General features: G+C 53.7%; 20 protein-coding genes. 4 read left to right on the plus strand and 16 right to left on the minus strand.

Going from position 1 to position 19,842, the window contains the following annotated elements; genetic code table 11:
* Positions 1-25: 25 nt before the first annotated feature.
* Positions 26-1,393: an anaerobic C4-dicarboxylate transporter DcuC gene (gene dcuC / locus AC4ICF_RS06530; RefSeq protein ID WP_163330473.1), complete on the minus strand. Its 1,368-nt coding sequence runs from the start codon at positions 1,391-1,393 to the stop codon at positions 26-28.
* 392 nt (positions 1,394-1,785) lie between these two features.
* Here dcuC and pagP point away from each other — a divergent pair, with 392 nt between their 5' ends.
* Positions 1,786-2,403 carry a lipid IV(A) palmitoyltransferase PagP gene (gene pagP / locus AC4ICF_RS06535; RefSeq protein ID WP_439209962.1) on the plus strand — a complete coding sequence of 206 codons (618 nt, stop codon included), beginning with the start codon at positions 1,786-1,788 and terminating at the stop codon, positions 2,401-2,403.
* Between the two features lie 190 nt (positions 2,404-2,593).
* Positions 2,594-2,803, plus strand: a complete 210-nt coding sequence (gene cspE / locus AC4ICF_RS06540; protein WP_002439184.1) for a transcription antiterminator/RNA stability regulator CspE — start codon at positions 2,594-2,596, stop codon at positions 2,801-2,803.
* A 219-nt stretch (positions 2,804-3,022) separates the two neighbouring features.
* Here cspE and crcB read toward each other — a convergent pair whose 3' ends face one another.
* On the minus strand, positions 3,023-3,406 hold the full coding sequence (crcB, locus tag AC4ICF_RS06545; protein ID WP_163330472.1) for a fluoride efflux transporter CrcB: 384 nt from the start codon (positions 3,404-3,406) through the stop codon (positions 3,023-3,025).
* Positions 3,407-3,473: 67 nt separating this feature from the next.
* On the opposite strand from crcB, the gene AC4ICF_RS06550 reads away from it, so the two are divergent.
* Together AC4ICF_RS06550 and tatE are read left to right on the plus strand one after the other, a co-directional pair.
* Positions 3,474-4,262: a deaminated glutathione amidase gene (locus AC4ICF_RS06550; RefSeq protein ID WP_166710426.1), complete on the plus strand. Its 789-nt coding sequence runs from the start codon at positions 3,474-3,476 to the stop codon at positions 4,260-4,262.
* A gap of 125 nt (positions 4,263-4,387) precedes the next feature.
* The gene (gene tatE / locus AC4ICF_RS06555) at positions 4,388-4,588 is read left to right on the plus strand and encodes a twin-arginine translocase subunit TatE (RefSeq protein ID WP_014882988.1); all 201 of its coding nucleotides are present in this window, start codon (positions 4,388-4,390) and stop codon (positions 4,586-4,588) included.
* A gap of 81 nt (positions 4,589-4,669) precedes the next feature.
* Here tatE and lipA read toward each other — a convergent pair whose 3' ends face one another.
* The 14 genes from lipA to leuS form a co-directional block, all read right to left on the minus strand.
* On the minus strand, positions 4,670-5,635 hold the full coding sequence (lipA, locus tag AC4ICF_RS06560; protein WP_028012333.1) for a lipoyl synthase: 966 nt from the start codon (positions 5,633-5,635) through the stop codon (positions 4,670-4,672).
* 207 nt (positions 5,636-5,842) lie between these two features.
* Positions 5,843-6,796 carry a YbeF family transcriptional regulator gene (locus tag AC4ICF_RS06565; RefSeq protein WP_116341195.1) on the minus strand — a complete coding sequence of 318 codons (954 nt, stop codon included), beginning with the start codon at positions 6,794-6,796 and terminating at the stop codon, positions 5,843-5,845.
* Between the two features lie 290 nt (positions 6,797-7,086).
* On the minus strand, positions 7,087-7,728 hold the full coding sequence (gene lipB / locus AC4ICF_RS06570; RefSeq protein ID WP_316380497.1) for a lipoyl(octanoyl) transferase LipB: 642 nt from the start codon (positions 7,726-7,728) through the stop codon (positions 7,087-7,089).
* Positions 7,729-7,823: 95 nt separating this feature from the next.
* A complete protein-coding gene (gene ybeD, locus AC4ICF_RS06575; protein ID WP_003858718.1) occupies positions 7,824-8,087 on the minus strand; it encodes a DUF493 family protein YbeD in 264 nt (87 codons plus the stop codon).
* 105 nt (positions 8,088-8,192) lie between these two features.
* On the minus strand, positions 8,193-9,404 hold the full coding sequence (dacA, locus tag AC4ICF_RS06580; RefSeq protein ID WP_116341193.1) for a D-alanyl-D-alanine carboxypeptidase DacA: 1,212 nt from the start codon (positions 9,402-9,404) through the stop codon (positions 8,193-8,195).
* Positions 9,405-9,543: 139 nt separating this feature from the next.
* Complete coding sequence (gene rlpA / locus AC4ICF_RS06585; RefSeq protein WP_316380496.1) at positions 9,544-10,653, minus strand: endolytic peptidoglycan transglycosylase RlpA; 1,110 nt, start codon at positions 10,651-10,653, stop codon at positions 9,544-9,546.
* Between the two features lie 16 nt (positions 10,654-10,669).
* On the minus strand, positions 10,670-11,782 hold the full coding sequence (gene mrdB, locus AC4ICF_RS06590) for a peptidoglycan glycosyltransferase MrdB (protein WP_042715186.1): 1,113 nt from the start codon (positions 11,780-11,782) through the stop codon (positions 10,670-10,672).
* A gap of 2 nt (positions 11,783-11,784) precedes the next feature.
* Positions 11,785-13,686 carry a peptidoglycan DD-transpeptidase MrdA gene (gene mrdA / locus AC4ICF_RS06595; protein WP_163330468.1) on the minus strand — a complete coding sequence of 634 codons (1,902 nt, stop codon included), beginning with the start codon at positions 13,684-13,686 and terminating at the stop codon, positions 11,785-11,787.
* Positions 13,687-13,714: 28 nt separating this feature from the next.
* Positions 13,715-14,182, minus strand: coding sequence for a 23S rRNA (pseudouridine(1915)-N(3))-methyltransferase RlmH (gene rlmH, locus AC4ICF_RS06600; protein WP_003858701.1), 468 nt, complete (start codon positions 14,180-14,182; stop codon positions 13,715-13,717).
* Positions 14,183-14,185: 3 nt separating this feature from the next.
* Positions 14,186-14,503 (minus strand): ribosome silencing factor, encoded by a 318-nt coding sequence (rsfS, locus tag AC4ICF_RS06605; RefSeq protein ID WP_003858696.1) that lies wholly within the window; start codon positions 14,501-14,503, stop codon positions 14,186-14,188.
* A 268-nt stretch (positions 14,504-14,771) separates the two neighbouring features.
* On the minus strand, positions 14,772-15,437 hold the full coding sequence (gene nadD / locus AC4ICF_RS06610) for a nicotinate-nucleotide adenylyltransferase (protein ID WP_316380495.1): 666 nt from the start codon (positions 15,435-15,437) through the stop codon (positions 14,772-14,774).
* The gene (gene holA, locus AC4ICF_RS06615) at positions 15,430-16,461 is read right to left on the minus strand and encodes a DNA polymerase III subunit delta (protein ID WP_316380511.1); all 1,032 of its coding nucleotides are present in this window, start codon (positions 16,459-16,461) and stop codon (positions 15,430-15,432) included. The genes nadD and holA overlap by 8 nt, the downstream gene beginning before the upstream one ends.
* Positions 16,461-17,030 carry an LPS assembly lipoprotein LptE gene (lptE, locus tag AC4ICF_RS06620; protein WP_232935945.1) on the minus strand — a complete coding sequence of 190 codons (570 nt, stop codon included), beginning with the start codon at positions 17,028-17,030 and terminating at the stop codon, positions 16,461-16,463. The genes holA and lptE overlap by 1 nt, the downstream gene beginning before the upstream one ends.
* Before the next feature lie 14 nt (positions 17,031-17,044).
* Positions 17,045-19,627 (minus strand): leucine--tRNA ligase, encoded by a 2,583-nt coding sequence (gene leuS, locus AC4ICF_RS06625; protein WP_116341181.1) that lies wholly within the window; start codon positions 19,625-19,627, stop codon positions 17,045-17,047.
* Positions 19,628-19,842: the final 215 nt, after the last annotated feature.

The following is a 19,842-nucleotide window of genomic DNA, read 5'->3' on the forward strand; positions in this document are numbered from 1 at the left end:
GCTTTTTGGCAATCAGGAATTTAACTTAGGCGGCGCCGGGAACCAGCACTTCGGTAGCAATAATGACGATGACCAGGCCAACCAGCACCGGTACTGACGTGCGTTTCACCACTTCAAACGGCGAGATTTTTGCCATCCCGGCAACCGCAACCACCACGCCTGAGACAGGCGAGATGGTACGACCCAGGTTTGAGGCCTGGAGCATGGGAATGGAAAGATAAGCCGGATTGATACCGGACGAGTGAGCCAGCTTAGGGATCATCTCAACGAAGGCGTAAAATGGCGCGTTACCCGAACCCGTGGTCATTGCCGCCAGCATGGTCAGTACCACCAGGACCAGCATCAGGATAATACTGGCTGAGCCAAACGAGGTGGCGATGGAGATCAGGCTCTGGATAAAGCCAATCGTGCTCAGGCCCTGGGCAAAGACGCCCGCCGCAACCAACAGCATCACCACGCCCGCGAAGGCATCCGCCATACCGCGATATGCCACCTCAAGGCCGGAGAAGACTTTTTGCGTGTTGAAACCGCGTATGAACTCCAGCACAGCAGCCAGCAGCATGCAGATAACCAGAATAGTAATAATGTGCAGCTGTGGGCCCCATTTTCCGTCAAAAATGAGCACGCCGATAATCGGCGTGAACGGCAGAATGGCATAGAACGCAGGCGCGGTGGTGGTGATTTCGCTTACATCCATCATTTCATGGCTAATGTTCTCTTTCTTATCGAGATAGCGCTGCCAGAAGAAATGCGCGATACCCATTCCCACAATGGCGACAATCGAGATTGGCAGCGTGGTCTTAAAGGCGAAGTCGATAAGCGACATTTCGGCTGCTTTCGCCGCCAGCACCACGTCACCTGACGTAGGGGAGAGAATAATGGCCGCCGGGGAAGCGCAAATTGCCGCCGCCGCCCCGCGGCTGATGCCCACGTTCACCATCACCGGGAACAGCGTGGCCATTAACAGTACGCCAAGCCCGGTTGCCGATGAAACGGCCAGCGACATCAGGCAGGCGAGGAAATAGGCGGCAACCATCAGCAGATACGGCGAGTTAATGTACTGCAGGGGTTTCGAGGCAAGCTTCACAACCATGTCGTTCGCGCCGATATGGGTCATATAGGCTGCAAAACCGCACAGCATCATGATCATCATACCCAGATCGCCACCGCGGCTCATGAGCAGTATTTTAATATATTCAACAATATCTGTAGCGGTGTAACCCGTGCTGGCTGCGCTGGCAGGTAAAACCTGATGACCCATTACTGCGCTGATAATCAGCAGCGTTAACCCACCAACAAATAAAACGCCTGTGGCTGAGTATCCTTTGATGATGTAACGCGCTACACCCACAATGACGACGACCCCAATTAGGAGCTCGATAAACGTAAGCATGATTTCCCCTGTATCTTTATGCCCTGAGATATAAAAAATTAATATAAAAAGAAGGATGAAAATGTGCCGAATTAATGGCCTGTCCTTGCTGATTAAAATCAATAAACAGACGACTAACGAACAGCATAACAGCGTTTTTGCCGTGGCTCAGGCATTTATGTCATAAGGATCTTGACCGTCAAAGATAGCGTAACATGTCTATCTAATGATAACAAAATGTTAAGATTTTGTGTGATCTGGCCCGTTAATCCTGGAGACGGTTAACGGGCAGTAGGCATACATAGTATGGGTTTATTCAGCGTGTGCAGAACTCCGCTTTAAGAATATTCCCGAAAAGGGGCCTGATATTTAAGAGTAGCGCTGATGCTGTTAAGGCTTGGTTCAATTATTTTATGGTAAACTTTGCCTCGAATATCAAGAATGGTAATTGCATTGTGAGTGTACGTAATACTTTTTTCTCTATTTTATTGTTTATTATTGGCCAGTTAACGTTTTCTTCTGTTGCAAAGGCAGAGGACAATGCGACGGATAAAGGCTGGTTCTCTACTTTTACGGATAATGTATCGCAGACCTGGTCAGCACCTGAACATTATGATCTCTATGTTCCGGCAATAACGTGGCACGCGCGCTTTGCTTACGACAAAGAGAAAACGGATAAATACAACGAGCGTCCCTGGGGCGCGGGTTTTGGGCAGTCGCGCTGGGATGAAAAAGGAAACTGGCATGGCATCTATCTGATGGCCTTCAAAGACTCCTTTAACAAGTGGGAACCGATTGGTGGCTACGGCTGGGAAAAAACCTGGCGCCCGTTAGCGGATGAGAACTTCCACGTTGGTCTGGGCTATACCGCCGGGGTGACCGCGCGCGACAACTGGAAGTATATTCCGATCCCTGTGTTGCTGCCTCTGGCCTCTGTTGGCTATGGCCCTGCAACGTTCCAGATGACCTACATTCCGGGGACATACAACAACGGTAACGTTTACTTCGCCTGGATGCGTTTTCAGTTTTAACTGACATAACGTTACTTGGTGGTGAAAAAACGCGCAGTCGTTGATTCATAAGCGATAAAAATCTGCCAGTGAAAATTAACGCGACTTTAGTCACTTTTTGTCAAAGATCCGCTGGACAAAAGGTCCCACAATTGATGTACTGGTAACCGACACAGCATTTGTGTCGTTTTTTAATGTAAAGGTAATTTTGATGTCTAAGATTAAAGGTAACGTTAAGTGGTTTAATGAGTCCAAAGGATTCGGTTTCATTACTCCTGAAGATGGCAGCAAAGACGTGTTCGTACACTTCTCTGCAATCCAGTCTAATGGTTTCAAAACTCTGGCTGAAGGTCAGCGTGTAGAGTTCGAAATCACTAACGGTGCCAAAGGCCCTTCTGCTGCTAACGTAATCGCTCTGTAATTCAGACGCGTCAGCAAGAATTTCAAAACCCGCTCATTGAGCGGGTTTTTTTCGTTATGAATCAGCCAAGCAGGTACATTTTCAGGAAGCTGGCCACGATCAGTACGCTCAACAACACTATGCCTGCGCTCATCAGACTCTGTTTCATTCTGTCACCCTCGTTCAGTATTGCCTCCAGAGTGACAGAGAAAAATTAAGCCAACATTAACGCTCCGGCAGTTAATGCGTGCTGACAGAGGAAAATAACCAAAATGCGATCCCCGTCATCGCGAAGGATCCGATCATGTTGATGGCGATATTCACCAGCGCCCAGCCGATACGACCTTCCTGAAAGAGAAAAACTGTTTCCGCAGAAAAGGTTGAAAAGGTGGTCAAACCGCCGCAGAAGCCGGTGGTAATCAAGACTTTCCACATGGGATCGATGTGCGTCATCCGGTTAAACCAGGCCAGGCCCATACCAATGATAAAAGCACCAATCAGGTTGGCGGCCAGTGTCCCCATTGGAATCGCCTGATGCAGCGGATTAAAACGCATACTCAGGAACCACCTCGCAACGCTCCCTGTGCCTCCACCAATAAAAACAGCTAAAAGGAGTTGTAACACGCTAAATACCTGCTATTTGATGTGTAAGAGTAGCGAGTTTAACGCTGTTTATGATGAGGGGACAAATATGTATGTTGCGGTAGGGCAGTTTGCAGTCACGCCTGACTGGCGGGTTAACGCAGTGCAGTGCGTTAACCTGATGATGCAGGCCCGACGGAAAGGGGCATCGCTGCTGGTACTTCCTGAGGCGCTATTGGCAAGGGATGATCATGACCCTGATTTGTCCGTGAAGTCCGCGCAATCCCTTGACGGCGAATTTTTACAGCAGCTGCTTGCCCAGAGCGTGGGCAGTACGATGACCACCATCTTAACCGTGCACGTTCCCTCAACGCCGGGTCGCGCAGTAAATACGCTCGTGGCTATCCGTGACGGTGCAATTGTTGCGCGCTATGCCAAGCTTCATCTCTATGATGCGTTCAGCATTCAGGAATCGCGACGCGTTGATCCGGGAGATGTTGTTCCGCCGCTCATTGATATCGACGGGTTTAAGGTGGGGTTGATGACCTGTTATGACCTGCGTTTCCCGGAGCTGGCCCTGCATCTGGCGTTGCAAGGGGCGGACGTGCTGGTATTGCCTGCCGCATGGGTTAAGGGGCCGCTAAAAGAGCAGCACTGGGCAACGCTGCTTGCGGCACGCGCGCTGGACACGACCTGCTATGTCGTTGCCTCCGGAGAGTGCGGCAATAAAAACATTGGACAGAGCAGGGTGGTTGATCCGCTGGGCGTCACGATTGCCGCCGCAGCGGAAGCGCCCGTTCTGCTGATGGCGGAGATAATTTTAGAAAGAATTGCGCTTGCGCGTCAGCAATTACCTGTTCTTCGCAACCGACGCTTTGCGCCACCGCAATTATTGTGATGTTTTTTTCAACAATGCTTGATTCACCTTGTTACAGATTGCTATTGTGTGCACGCGCCAAATGACCGTTAATACAATCGGGTTTTGGCGCTGAATGCAGCCTGTTTTATGTAAAGAAGGTATCTATGGGTGAGATTAGTATTACCAAACTGCTGGTGGTTGCCGCACTGGTCGTCCTGCTGTTTGGTACCAAGAAGTTACGCACGCTGGGTGGTGACCTGGGGGCTGCCATCAAAGGCTTCAAGAAAGCGATGAACGACGATGACGCAGCCGCGAAGAAAAGCGCTGAGGACATCCCGGCAGAGAAGCTTTCCCACAAAGAGTAACGGCAATGCCTGAGGGCTTGCGAAAAAAAACCGGCTCATGAGGCCGGTTTTTTTGCATTACTGTAAATGAATATTACTGCGTTATTTGACTTCTTCACCCTTCGCCTGCATGTCCGCGTGGTAAGAAGAACGAACAAACGGACCGCACGCTGCGTGGGTAAAGCCCATCGCCAGCGCTTCGGCTTTCATCTCGTCAAACTCATCCGGGCTGACGTAGCGCTGAACCGGCAGGTGGTGACGGCTTGGCTGCAGATACTGACCGAGCGTCAACATGGTCACACCGTGGCGGCGCAGATCGCGCATAACGTCGATGATTTCGTCATTGGTTTCGCCCAGGCCGACCATCAGACCTGACTTGGTTGGAATATGCGGATGCGCTTCTTTAAAGCGCTCCAGCAGCTTCAGAGACCAGTTATAGTCTGCGCCTGGACGCACCTGACGATAAAGACGCGGAACGTTCTCCAGGTTGTGGTTAAACACATCTGGCGGCGTTGCGGTCAGGATGTCCAGCGCGCGATCCATACGGCCGCGGAAGTCGGGAACCAGCGTCTCGATTTTGATATTTGGGCTTTTTTCGCGAATGGCAGTAATGCAGTCGGCGAAGTGCTGAGCACCCCCATCACGCAGATCGTCACGGTCGACGGACGTGATAACCACATAACGCAGCGCCATGTCGGCGATGGTTTGCGCCAGTTTTTGCGGTTCGTTGGCATCGGGAGCCACCGGGCGGCCATGAGCTACGTCGCAGAATGGGCAGCGGCGGGTACAGATGGCACCCAGAATCATAAACGTCGCGGTGCCGTGATTGAAACATTCAGCAAGGTTCGGGCAAGAGGCTTCTTCACAAACTGAATGAAGGCCGTTCTTACGCATCGCCGCTTTGATCCCCTGGATACGCGAAGAATCTGCCGGAAGTTTGATTTTCATCCATTCCGGTTTTCTTAACAGCGCCTCGCGCTCTGTAGCCACGTTTTTAACCGGGATAAGGGCCATTTTATCGGCATCGCGGTATTTAACACCGCGTTCCATCACAATGGGTTTACTCATAGCGTGCGTGTTCCAGTTGCGAATATCGAAGGAAAGCGTTTCAATTCAAGGGAATGTTGTATTTATCAACTATTTTTGAACGAACGACAGGCAGTATATCATTGAAAGGGGTTTTAAAGCAGCCTGTCAGGTCGCCAATTTGTAAAATAGTTGTTGTTTTGTGCGTTTTGCCCTGCAAGCGGCAGGAACGTGTACTGGCACGCTTGGTCAGAAGGCCTGACGGATAATGCGGATGACGTTTTCCAGCACCGGATCGCGCAAGCTGAGTTTGTTGTAATGCAGTGAAATCTCGATAGATTCTGCATTGAGCTGGCTAAGCGGGATGCTCTCCAGCGGCCAGCATTTCCGCAGCAGGTTATACAGGCGTGAAGGCATGATGCACAGCATATCGCTGCTGCCGATCAGGGATGCGGTGGTGAACATATTGTAACTGCTGAAGCTGATCTGACGTTCCGGGAAAATTTCATCAATACGCTGACGCAGGGCATGGTTTGACTGTCCTTCGGTCATGAAAGACGAGTGGTCGTAGTTGCGCAGGTTCTCAATGGTTAACGGCTCGCTGAGAGCGGGGTGCTGCTTGCGGCAAACCAGCACCAGGTTATCCGCGTAAAGCACATTTTGCCCCAGCGCCCGGGCACTAAAGCTGCCGCTTTCAATAACCAGATCCGTCTGGAACTGAGCAAGCTGAACGTCAGGTTCGTTGAGAGGCACATTGCGAAGCAGAAGCTGTGGCGCATGCTCTTTTACGGCCTGGAAGATCGCAGGCATCACCAGCACGCCGACAGAAGGAGAACAGCCGATGGTAATGGTTCTCTGTTTGTCATAGCTTCCGGTTAAATCCAGCGCACCCAGAATCGACTCCAGCCCCTGGCTAATGTATTCGTGGAGATGTGTTGCATAGGCCGTCGGCGTGACGCCCTGACCCTTACGGATAAATAAGGGATCGGGAAATATAGCCCGTAACTTTTGAATTGACTGGCTTATTGCAGACGGCGTGAGATTAAGAATTTTCGCAGCGTTAACGATCCCCTTATGGACATATACTGCCTCAAAAATAGTCAGTAAATTGAGGTCAATATTACGTAAAGTCCGAAAAATTTGCGGCTTGTCTTCGCCACCAGGGTCATTCAGGCGTTTGGCTGGTAAATTATTATACTCCACGCTTTCACTCCGTATACATTCACAACATGAATGATAGTTGAATTTATTTATTATGCTTGTAGAGATTCGTAAAGTGTTGGTTTTGTTCCACTTGTTTATCAAAAACAAACAGTTGTGTGATTATCACTCAAGTTACTTAGCCTGTGTATGCCGTGCTGTCCGGAGGCTAAATAATATGTAACGGCAATATTCGGGCGCTTCGAAAATATAGAATCTGCGGTTTATTGTAAAGCGTAAAAGCGGTAAATAAACAGTGGCCCGTCAAATTATCGGGCCGCCTGGAAGATATATTAAGCAGGGATATATTCGTGTGGGGGATTGTTAAGTAGTGCTAACATGTTCTTCAGAAGCACGGGGCGTATATTCCCCGGCGTAGCGGTGTCGACCCACTGGCGCATTTGCGTCATTTCCATGCCGGCGTAGCCGCAGGGGTTTATGCGCTGGAAAGGCGTAAGATCCATATTAATATTCAATGCCAGGCCGTGGAAGGAACAGCCTTTACGAATACGTAGCCCCAGAGAGCAGATCTTCATTTCGCCAACGTAGACGCCCGGCGCATCGGCACGCGGATGCGCGTCAATACCATATTCCGCCAGCGTGTTGACGACGGTTTGCTCCAGCAAAGTGACCAGCTCACGCACGCCAAGCTTTCTGCGCTTCAGATTAAGCAGGACGTACATGACCTGCTGACCCGGGCCGTGGTAAGTCACCTGTCCGCCACGATCGCTCTGGATCACCGGGATATCGCCCGTCATTAATAAGTGTTCCGCTTTTCCCGCCTGGCCCTGCGTAAATACCGGCAGATGTTCGACCAGCCAAATCTCATCAGGGGTAGCGTCATCGCGTGAATCGGTGAACTCGTGCATAGCCTGGGAGACAGGCTCATAAGGTTGCAGCCCGAGATGACGGACCAGAATTTTATCCTGATACAAAACGCGTCTCCGAAGACGAGGAACAAAAGATGAGGGGGGAGTATATCACAGCGGGGGAGAGGGGTTACCCGGTAAACCGGGTAACCGCAAAGGGACTACAGCACCATACGAACAATTTCGATATTGCCGAGCTCTTCGTACAGCGTCTCAACCTGCTCGATATGTGTAGCAGTGATGGTAATAGAAACCGAGTGGTAGTTGCCCTTGCTGCTTGGTTTTACTGACGGAGAGTAGTCACCCGGCGCATGGCGCTGTACCACTTCAACCACCTGATCAACCAGCTCAGGTTTCGCCAGACCCATTACTTTGTAGGTAAATGGGGTAGGGAATTCAAGCAGTTCGTTAAGTTTGGTTTTCATGTCAGCTCCGGCGTAACGTCAAAAAGAATAACTCCCACGTCAGGTGGGAGTTATCAGGATACTTAGTATATGGGGATCAAAATCACACTTTCAAGTGTTCGATTTTTAGCCAAACCAGTGATGGAACATCAATTTAATGTAATCAATGATTTTGCCGAAGAAATTGCCTTCAGGAATTTCTTCCAATACCACGAGTGGGCGCTGGTCGATTGTTTTACCGTCCAGCTGGAAATTGATGGTACCCACCACCTGGTTTTTCTGCAGCGGGGCATGCAGTTCGGTGGTGTTGAGCACATAGCTTGCTTTCAGATCCTTCATACGACCGCGTGGAATGGTCAGATACAGGTCTTTATCCACGCCCAGGGAAGCACGGTCGTTATCGCCGAACCAGACGGGTTCAGAAGCAAACTCTTTGCCGGCCTTCAGTGGGTTCACGGTTTCGAAGAAGCGGAAGCCCCAGGTCAGCAGCTTCTTGCTTTCGGTTTCGCGACCTTTGAAGGTGCGACCCCCCATCACGGCTGAGATCAGACGCATCTGGCCTTCAGTGGCAGAAGCCACCAGGTTGTAGCCGGCTTTGTCGGTGTGGCCGGTTTTGATGCCATCAACGTTCAGGCTGTTATCCCACAGCAGGCCGTTACGGTTGGTTTGACGAATACCGTTGAAGGTGAACTCTTTCTCTTTGTAAATAGAGTACTCGTTCGGCACATCACGGATCAGCGCCTGACCAATCAGCGCCATATCACGCGCGGAGCTGTACTGACCGTCTGCATCGAGACCGTGTACGGTCTGGAAATGGCTGTTCTTCAGGCCCAGCGCGGTAACGTAGCTGTTCATCAGACCGACGAAAGCATCCTGGCTACCGGCGGCGAAATCGGCCATGGCCACACAGGCATCGTTGCCGGACTGCAGGTTAATACCACGAATTAACTGAGAAACCGGAACCTGCATTCCTGGTTTCAGGAACATCAGCGAGGAACCTTTGAAAACCGGGTTCCCGGTAGCCCACGCATCGTTACCGATGGTGACCAGATCCGTCTCTTTGAACTTACCGGCTTTCATTGCCTGACCGATAACATAGCTGGTCATCATTTTGGTCAGGCTGGCCGGGTCACGGCGGGCATCGGCATTCTGTTCTGCCAGCACTTTGCCAGAGTTGTAATCGATCAGGATGTAGGATTCCGCGTCGATTTGCGGAACGCCAGGGATCATGGTCTTGATATTCAGGTCATCAGCATGAGCTGCAGAGAGTGCAGCCGCGCAAAGGGCCGTGGTCAGCGCCATGCGCTGCACAAAACGAGCAGAAAAAGTGGTCTTCATGGTCAGAACTACGACATCCGTGATGGAATTAAAAAAAGTGCCTTACTATAGCAAATGCTATTCAGGCAGGCATCCGACTTTAAGCATGAGTTTGTGAATGTGTTTTACACAAACTGACATTTCGGATACCGCCGATTAATTACTTCGTAACAGCGATAAAGGACTGCAGCTGTGCCTCACTCTGCAAACGCTGCTGCAGGGACGCCGCCTGCGACTTGCTGGAGAACGGCCCCATCTGAATACGCCAGACCGCGCCGTTTTGCTCGACGCGTCCTGGTACGCCAAACTGCTGGCTGAGACGCTGCTGATACTGCTGGGCACGGGCCCGATCGCTCACAGCCCCCACCTGAACGACAAAGCCGCCGCTGGCTGCTGCGGGAGCGGCAACGGCTGCGCTCTGGGTCGTGACCGGAGCCGTTACGGGGGCAGGCTGCTGCACGACGGGGGCGGCAACCGGCGCGGGAGTCGGCTCACTGCCCTCCAGCACGCCCGAGGCTAAGTTCGTTGGTGCGCCAAGGAAGCCGCTGCTTTTTACCGGTGCGCCAGTGGAATCATCGCTTTGCAGGGTGTCATTGCTGATCGGGCGTATTTCTCCCGCCGGCTGAGAAGGCTCTGCTGGCGAGGAGACGCTTCCCATGCCGCCGTCCAGATTTGGGCGGTCAGGGAGGGCATAGGTCTGTTTCGCCACCGTGGTACACGCGGTTCCCGGCCCGGAGAGCGAACCATCCTGCGCCACGACAATCGGGTCAATGCGAACTTTGGTGTTGTTCGAGGTGTTCAGGCGATCGGCTGACGCGCGCGACAGGGAAATTACCCGGTCGTTACCGTACGGGCCGCGGTCGTTAATACGCACGACGATCATTCGGCCGTTCGCCAGGTTGGTGATACGGGCGTAGCTTGGGATCGGTAGCGTCGGGTGCGCCGCAGTCAGCTGCATTGGATCAAATGTTTCACCCGATGCCGTCAGGTTACTGCCCGGCTCAGCATCATAAATGGCGGCAAAGCCAGCCTGGCTAAAGCGGGACGGATCCTGCACGATTTTGTAGCTTTTGCCGTCGCGTTCGTAATCCTGATTCGCGCTGGCATTCAGCGGTTCATAAACGGGATCGGCACCGCTGATTTCAACGATTGGGCCATTACACACCGCAGGCTGCGGCGGCGCGACGGTTGCCTGTTGCTGACCATCATCACTTGTGCAGGCCGCAAGTAAACTTGCCGCAATGCAGATCCCCAGCCACTGCTTACGCATTCCGATCCCCTTATTTTTATACGCTTTTTGACAACATTTTTCTGTGGGTGTGGATCGACATCACGATACCAAACCCGGCCATCAACACGATCAGTGCCGAGCCCCCGTAACTCACCAGCGGCAGCGGTACGCCTACGACCGGCAGAATACCACTCACCATACCAATATTTACGAAGACATAAACGAATAAAATCAGCATCAATCCACCTGCCATGACGCGGCCAAAGGTGGTTTGCGCGCGTGCCGCAATCCACAATCCTCGCATGATGAGCAGCACGTAAAGCGCCAGCAGGATCAGGATGCCAACCAGTCCCAGCTCTTCCGCCAGTACCGCAAAGATAAAGTCGGTGTGGCGTTCCGGTAAAAACTCCAGCTGTGACTGGGTACCGTGCAGCCAGCCTTTACCGCGCAGGCCACCGGAGCCAATCGCAATCTTGGACTGAATAATATGATAGCCCGCACCGAGCGGATCGGTTTCCGGATCGAGAAGCATCATGACGCGCTGGCGCTGGTAGTCATGCATCAGGAAGAACCACAGGATAGGGATAAACGCGGCCACCAGCACCACCGCGATACCAATCAGGCGCCAGCTTAAGCCCGACAGGAACAGGACAAACAGGCCGGAGAGGGCGATAAGGATTGAGGTACCGAGGTCAGGCTGCGCCGCAACCAGCAGCGTCGGCAGGAATATCAGCACCAGGGCGATAGCGGTATTTTTCAGTGACGGCGGACAGACGTCACGGTTGATAAAGCGCGCTACCATCAGCGGGACCGCGATTTTGGCAATCTCCGAGGGCTGGAAACGGACAATGCCCAGATCCAGCCAGCGCTGTGCCCCTTTTGAGATGGCACCGAACGCATCTACCGCCACCAGCAAAATAATGCAGAAGATGTAGAGATAGGGTGCCCAGCCTTCATAGACGCGCGGCGGGATCTGCGCCATCACTACCATGATGACCAGACCCATCGCGATCTGGCCGATCTTGCGTTCCATCATGCCGATGTCCTGGCCGCTGGCGCTCCAGATAACCAGGGCGCTGTAAACCAGCAGGGCCAGCAGGATCAGCAGCATGGCTGGGTCGATGTGAATTTTATCCCACAGCGATTTTTTATTTGGATTATCCGTCATGATTATTGGTCCTCCGCCGCAGCGGCGGCCGGGTTTTCAGCCGGCAGTTCGGTGTTGTTATCACCCAGCATAATGTGGTCCAGGATCTGGCGCATGATGGTCCCTACCGCCGGGCCAGCGCCGCCGTTCTCCAGAATCATCGCCACCGCTACTTGCGGGTTATCATAAGGGGCAAACGCCGTCATCAGCTTATGGTCACGCAGACGTTCGGCAATGCGGTGTGCGTTATAGGTTTCATTGGCTTTCAGGCCAAAGACCTGTGCCGTACCGGATTTCGCGGCTACTTTATATGGCGTACCCGCGAAATACTTGTGCGCGGTTCCGTTTGGACGGTTTGCCACACCGTACATACCGTCTTTCGCTATTTCCCAGAAGCCGGAATGGATGTCACCCACCGGCGCTTCATGGGGCTGCACCCACGGCACTTTTTTGCCGTCTTCAACGGTACTTTGCAGCAGGTGCGGGACCTTAACCACGCCGTCGTTGATGAGGATCATCATCGCTTTGTTCATCTGAAGCGGTGTAGCCGTCCAGTAGCCCTGGCCGATACCCACCGGTATGGTATCACCCTGATACCACGGCTTCTTAAAACGCTTCAGCTTCCACTCGCGGGTGGGCATGTTGCCGGACCGTTCCTCTGCCAGATCCACGCCGGTGTAGTGTCCGTAGCCGAATTTGCTCATCCACTCAGACAGGCGGTCAATGCCCATGTCATACGCCACCTGATAGAAGAAAGTATCCGCAGATTCTTCCAGCGATTTAGTGACGTTCAGATGGCCGTGACCCCATTTTTTCCAGTCGCGATAGCGTTTTTCAGAGCCGGGGAGCTGCCACCAGCCCGGGTCAAACAGGCTGGTATTGCGGTTGATAACGCCCGCACTCAGCGCTGAGACTGCCACGTAAGGTTTAACCGTTGATGCCGGCGGGTAAACGCCTTGCGTAGCGCGGTTCACCAGCGGGGTGTTAGGGTCATTCAGCAGGCCGGAGTAGTCTTTACTGGATATGCCGTCAACAAAGAGGTTCGGGTCATAGCTTGGCATAGAAACCATGGCCAGAATGCCGCCGGTGCGCGGGTCTGTGACCACCACGGCCGCACGGCTGCCTGCCAGCAGGGTTTCAATATACTGTTGCAGTTTGAGATCTAGCGTCAGATAGACGTCGTGCCCCGCCTGAGGCGGTACTTCTTTAAGCTGGCGGATGACGCGGCCACGGTTGTTAACCTCAACTTCTTCATAGCCGGTCTGCCCGTGCAGGACATCTTCGTAGTAGCGTTCAATCCCCAGCTTGCCGATATCATGCGTCGCGGCGTAGTTCGCCAGCTTGCCGTCTTTATCAAGACGCTCGACGTCTTTATCGTTAATCTTGGAAACGTAGCCAATCACATGCGTCAGCGCGGAGCCGTAAGGATAGTAGCGACGCTTGTAACCCTTCACTTCCACTCCGGGGAAGCGGTACTGGTTCACCGCAAAACGGGCGACCTGGACTTCCGTCAGATTGGTTTTCACCGGAATGGAGGTGAAACGGTGCGAGCGGGCGCGCTCCTTTTTGAAGGCCGCGATATCATCATCGTTAAGATCGACAACGCTTCTTAGCGCCTCCAGCGTATTCTGCACGTTATCAACCTTCTCCGGCATCATCTCGACTTGATAGATGGTGCGGTTTAACGCCAGCGGGGTGCCGTTACGGTCGTAGATAATGCCGCGGCTGGGCGCGATAGGCACCAGCTTAATGCGGTTTTCGTTTGAACGCGTCTGGTAATCGGTAAAGCGGACAATTTGCAGATTATAAAGGTTAGCGATCAGCACGCCGGTAAGCAGCAAAATCCCCAAAAAGGCGACCAGCGCCCGGCGCACAAACAGCGCGGACTCAGCCGTATAGTCGCGAAAAGAATTCTGTAGTTTCATCCGCTGCTTAATCTACCCTGGTCAGTCATTACTCGCGGTGATAGGGGTGGTTGGTAGTAATGCTCCACGCGCGATACAAGCTTTCCGCCACCAGGACCCGAACGAGCGGGTGGGGCAGCGTCAGCGCAGAGAGAGACCAACTTTGTTCTGCTGCCGCTTTGCAGGCGGGGGATAACCCTTCAGGCCCGCCAATCAACAGACTGACGTCGCGGCCATCCTGCTTCCAGCGCTCCAGTTCATGCGCCAGCTGCGGCGTATCCCAGGGTTTACCTGGAATATCGAGAGTGACGATGCGGTTCTTGCCTGCGGCAGCCAGCATCAGTTCACCCTCTTTGTCGAGAATACGTTTGATATCCGCGTTCTTGCCGCGCTTCCCGGCGGGGATCTCCACCAGTTCGAACGGCATGTCTTTTGGAAAACGACGCAGATATTCAGTAAAACCGGTTTGTACCCAGTCCGGCATTTTGGTGCCGACGGCGACCAGCTGCAACTTCACGCATTAACCCCAGAGTTTTTCCAGCTCATACAGGCGACGGCTCTCTTCCTGCATGACGTGGACAATTACATCGCCGAGGTCAACAACCACCCAGTCAGCGGTTGCTTCACCTTCAACGCCAAGCGGTAACAGTCCTGCTGCACGCGATTCCTGAACCACATGGTCGGCAATCGAAACAACATGACGCGTAGAGGTCCCGGTGCAGATAATCATGCAGTCGGTAATACTGGATTTACCCTTAACGTCGATAGCGATGATGTCCTGACCTTTCAGGTCATCAATTTTGTCGATAACAAAATCCTGGAGTGCTTTACCCTGCAAGTTTTCCCCCTGGGTGAATGAGATTGTACAACTATGAATTCGTGGCCAGACAGTATACCTGAACTGACGCCCCTGTCGGGACAAATGTCGCCGTCCGGGTTTTTGAAGGCGGGTATCATCCCACCCTCCGCCTGAGATTGCATCGCCATTTTTGTAAAACAATTTCTGTAAAGCAACGTTCGGCGGGAAAGTCTGGCAGCGGAGGATAACAGTATGGCTTAACCTGTCAAGGCAGGATAATCAATATGCTGCTTTTTATGCCTTCCGGCTATTTATCTGCGGTTTTCTGATACAACCCGTGCGTATGAATATACGCCAGCACCGGGGCTGGCAGCAGATCGTCACAGGCTAAACCCTGCTGTAAACGTTCGCGAATAAGGGTGGCTGAGATGTCAAACCACGGCGTCTCCGCCAGATAAATCTTTCCGGCGGGCTGGTTGTGAAGATCTTCAACGTTATCGGTGAGATGGTGTTCAAGCCACTGCTGATATTGCGCTTCTCGCATGGTCAGCGGGTAGCCCGGACGGCGGCAGACGAGCAGGTGGCTGTTCTCCAGAATGGTTTCATACTTGTGCCACGTGGGAAAGTTGAGCAGGGAGTCCTGACCGATAATAAAGGCGAGCGGCTGGTTCGGCCCTTGCTCAGCTCGCCACTCCTGCAGCGTTTCCGACGTCCACGAGGGGGTGTCACGACGCAATTCCCGTTCGTCCAGCCTGAAGAGCGGCTTATCCGCGATAGCCAGAGCGAGCATCTCTTTTCGCTGCTCGCTGGTTGCTTCAGGCTGGGGGCGGTGCGGAGGGACATTATTGGGCATGATGGTAACGCGCTGCAGGCCGATCAGATTCGCCAGAATTTCTACCGGCTTCAGATGCCCGTAGTGTACCGGGTCAAAGGTGCCGCCATACAGGGCCTGTAAAGAGTGCATACTATCCATCAATAAATACGTCAGCCAGCGCCTTGTGGCAGAGCAGCAGGGAAAGGCTTTCCAGCTCTGCCCACACCGACTGGCCGTAATCTTGTTTTAGGGTGAGCTCGGCGCGCATCAGAAGCTGCACTGCCTGGCGAAGCTGTTCATGACTCAGGCGGTTGATGGCCTCGGTGGTCATTGCCCGCCGGTTTTGCCACACCCGGTGTTTATCAAACAGGGAGCGCAACGGCGTATGGGCCGACTGGCGCTTGAGCGTTATCAGCAGCAACAGTTCGCGCTGCAGCGTGCGCAGCAGAATGACGGGTTCACTGCCCTCCAGGCGCAGCTGCTGAAGAATATGCAGGGCGCGTTTGCTTTTCGCCGAGAGCAGCGCATCCACCCAGTGGAACGGCGTAAAGTGCGCTGCGTCGTTCACGGCCTGCTCAACGCGCGGTAAGGTCAGCTTGCCGTCCGGCCAGAGCAGGGAAAGCCTGTCCAGCGCCTGTGCCAGAGCCAGCAGGTTGCCTTCATAGCAGTAGCAGAGCAGCTGGTTCGCCGCATCGTCCAGCTGAAGGTTGTTCTGCTTTGCTCTCGCCGCCACCCATTTAGGCAGGTGCGCCTGCTCAGGCGTCTGGCAGGTGACCAGTACCGCGTGGGTCGCGAGCTGGGTGAACCACGGCGCATTTTCCTGCGCTTTGGTAAGCTTGCTGCCGCGCACAATTAACAGCAGATCGCTGTGCAACAGGCTCACCAGGGTGGCGAGTTGCTCATTGATGGCCGCGTTAGGGCCGTTCTCCGGCAGCAGGATCTGGATTGTCTGGCGCGATGCAAAAAGGCTCATCGCCTGACAGAGTGAGAAGAGGGCGTTCCAGTCGGTGGTGTTATCCACCTGAACGGTATGGTGTTCATCAAAGCCCTGAGCCGCGGCCGCATGCCGCACGGCATCCAGGCTTTCCTGAAGTAGCAACGGATCGTTTCCGAGCAGCAGATACGCCGCGCGCAGCCCTTCATTGAGCTGCGCGCGGAGTTGTTCAGGATACAGCCTGATCATCATTTACCCAGAGAGGTAGAAACAGGAGGCGTGCTGGCATCCGGTTTTTCAATAATGTCAGAACCTTCCCGGTTAGACGCTGCAATACCTGGCAGTTTGCGGATCAGCTGTTCCGCCGCCTTGTCATACATTTCGTTGATAATAATCTGCTCTTCGGCATCTTTCGCCAGCGCGGTTTGCGGGTTATCAAAGAACGAACGATACACTTTCGTGCTGATCGGATAGATGTCTTTACCAGGGATCAGTACAGCCGCGTTGACCGTCAACACCATCTGATACTCAGCGGTACGACCATCCTGGAAAATAGAGGCGGTGTCTTTAGACAGTCCCCCTCCGACAACACGCAGGGACGGTACATCCTGACGAAGCGTACCTTTCTCGATAAGCTCAACGTCATTCAGGCGCAGCTGATTACGGATAGCCCGGCTGAGCGGGCCATTCGGATCTGATGAGTCGAAAATCATCGTTTTCATTTCAGGTGGCACCGCCGTGGTGTTGCGCAGGTGCCAGCCACAGCCAGCGGTGACAAGCACCGCCAGAGATAAGAGTATTGTTGCCAGTTGTCGCACGTTTCCTCCCGCGCTTAGCCAACGACCAGATTGAGCAGTTTACCCGGTACGTAGATCGCTTTACGTAAGGTAACGCCCTCAAGATATTTCGCAACCAGAGGTTCCTGGCCCGCGCGCTCGCGAACCTGATCTTCAGTTGCATCAACCGCCACGGTAATTTTACCACGGACTTTGCCGTTGACCTGGACCACCACCAGCGTGGTGTTTTCCACCATCGCTGCCTCGTCAGCCACCGGCCACGGCGCGTTGTCGATATCGCCTTCACCTTTCAGCTCCTGCCACAGGGTGAAGCTGACGTGCGGCGTGAACGGGTTCAGCATGCGAACGACGGCCAGCAGCGCTTCACGCATGATGGCACGATCCTGCTCGCCGTCCTGCGGGGCTTTCGCCAGCTTGTTCATCAGTTCCATAATAGCCGCAATTGCGGTATTGAAGGTCTGACGACGACCGATATCATCGGTCACTTTCGCGATCGTTTTATGAACATCACGACGCAGCGCCTGCTGATCTTCGCTCAGCGCAGCGGCGTTCAGTGCCGGGGCATCACCCTGTGCGGTGTGTTCGTACACCAGTTTCCAGACGCGTTTCAGGAAGCGGTTCGCGCCTTCCACGCCGGATTCCTGCCACTCCAGCGTCATATCAGCCGGAGAGGCAAACATCATGAACAGACGCACGGTATCCGCGCCGTAACGCTCAACCATCACCTGCGGGTCGATACCGTTGTTCTTAGACTTGGACATCTTGCTCATGCCGGTATAAACCAGTTCATGGCCTTCAGCGTCTGTCGCCTTAACGATACGGCCCTTCTCGTCGCGTTCAACGATTGCATCAACCGGAGAAACCCAGTTGCGCTCGCCGTTCGCGCCAACGTAGTAGAAGGCGTCTGCCAGCACCATGCCCTGGCACAGCAGTTGTTTAGCGGGCTCGTCAGAGTTCACCATGCCGGCATCGCGCATCAGCTTGTGGAAGAAGCGGAAATAGAGCAGGTGCATGATGGCGTGTTCGATGCCGCCAATGTAGATGTCTACCGGCAGCCAGTAGTTGGCGGCGTCAGAATCCAGCATACCTTCTTTGTACTGCGGGCAGGTATAGCGCGCGTAGTACCATGACGACTCCATAAAGGTGTCAAAGGTGTCGGTTTCACGCAGCGCAGGCTGGCCGTTGACGGTGGTTTTTGCCCACTCAGGATCGGCTTTGATCGGGCTGGTGATGCCGTCCATAACCACGTCTTCCGGCAGGATCACCGGCAGCTGATCTTCCGGCGTTGGCATCACGGTGCCATCTTCCAGGGTCACCATTGGAATCGGCGCACCCCAGTAGCGCTGACGGGAGACGCCCCAGTCGCGCAGACGGAAGTTCACTTTACGCTCGCCCACGCCCAGTGAGGCCAGCTTGTCGGCGATGGCGTTGAAGCCCTCTTCGAAGCTCAGACCGCTGAATTCGCCGGAGTTGAACAGGGTGCCTTTTTCGGTCAGCGCTTGCTCGGTCAGGTCGGGTTCAGAACCATCGGCAGCCAGAATAACGGCTTTAATCGGCAGGTTGTATTTGGTGGCAAATTCGTAGTCGCGCTGATCGTGACCCGGAACGGCCATTACCGCACCGGTACCGTACTCCATCAGCACGAAGTTTGCCGCCCAGACCGGGATCGCTTCGCCAGTAAGCGGGTGCTTAGCATAGAAGCCCGTCGCAACGCCTTTTTTCTCCATCGTCGCCATGTCGGCTTCGGCCACTTTCGTGTTGCGGCACTCGTCGATGAAGGTAGCCAGTTCCGGATTGTTCTCTGCCGCTTTCTGCGCCAGCGGGTGACCTGCGGCCACGGCCAGGTAGGTCGCGCCCATGAAGGTGTCCGGACGGGTGGTGTAGACGGTCAGGGTCTGATCGTAGTTCTCAACGTTGAAGGTAATTTCCACGCCTTCAGAACGGCCGATCCAGTTGCGCTGCATGGTCTTAACGGTGTCAGGCCAGTGGTCCAGCGTATCCAGATCGTTCAGCAGCTCATCAGCGTAAGCGGTGATTTTGATAAACCACTGCGGGATCTCTTTACGCTCAACTTTGGTGTCGCAGCGCCAGCAGCAGCCGTCAATAACCTGCTCGTTCGCCAGAACGGTTTGGTCATTCGGGCACCAGTTAACGGCAGACGTTTTCTTGTATACCAGGCCTTTTTTGTACAGCTCGGTGAAGAACTTCTGCTCCCAGCGGTAGTATTCCGGGGTACAGGTCGCCAGCTCGCGGCTCCAGTCATAACCGAAGCCCAGCATTTTGAGCTGGTTTTTCATGTACGCGATGTTGTCATACGTCCATGGTGCCGGAGCGGTATTGTTTTTAACCGCTGCGCCTTCTGCAGGCAGGCCGAACGCATCCCAGCCGATTGGCTGCAGAACGTTTTTTCCCAGCATGCGCTGGTAACGAGCGATCACATCACCGATGGTGTAGTTACGCACGTGGCCCATGTGTAGTCGACCAGAAGGATAGGGAAGCATCGACAGGCAGTAATACTTCTCTTTGCTCTCGTCTTCGGTTACTTCAAAGGTGCGCTTCTCGTCCCAGTGTTGCTGGACTTTTGATTCTATCTCTTCCGGGCGGTATTGCTCTTGCATGGCAGCCAGTGGTCCTGTGTTCAATACAGCTACAAAAATGTAGCCAATGGATGTGGTAATTCAGATCCGCATAGCATAGCCCAAACGCCCGCGTCAAAACAGCCTTTCGCGCAATTGCACTTTGCAGGAATTTACCGGGTCTGTGCTTCACCTGACAAAGCGGCGGTGAAATAAGGTCTATTATTAGAAATAGTTACTTACCCGGGAGGCAAAAT

It is taken from the genome of Enterobacter sp. ECC_219_Taxon_10, from assembly GCF_058354905.1.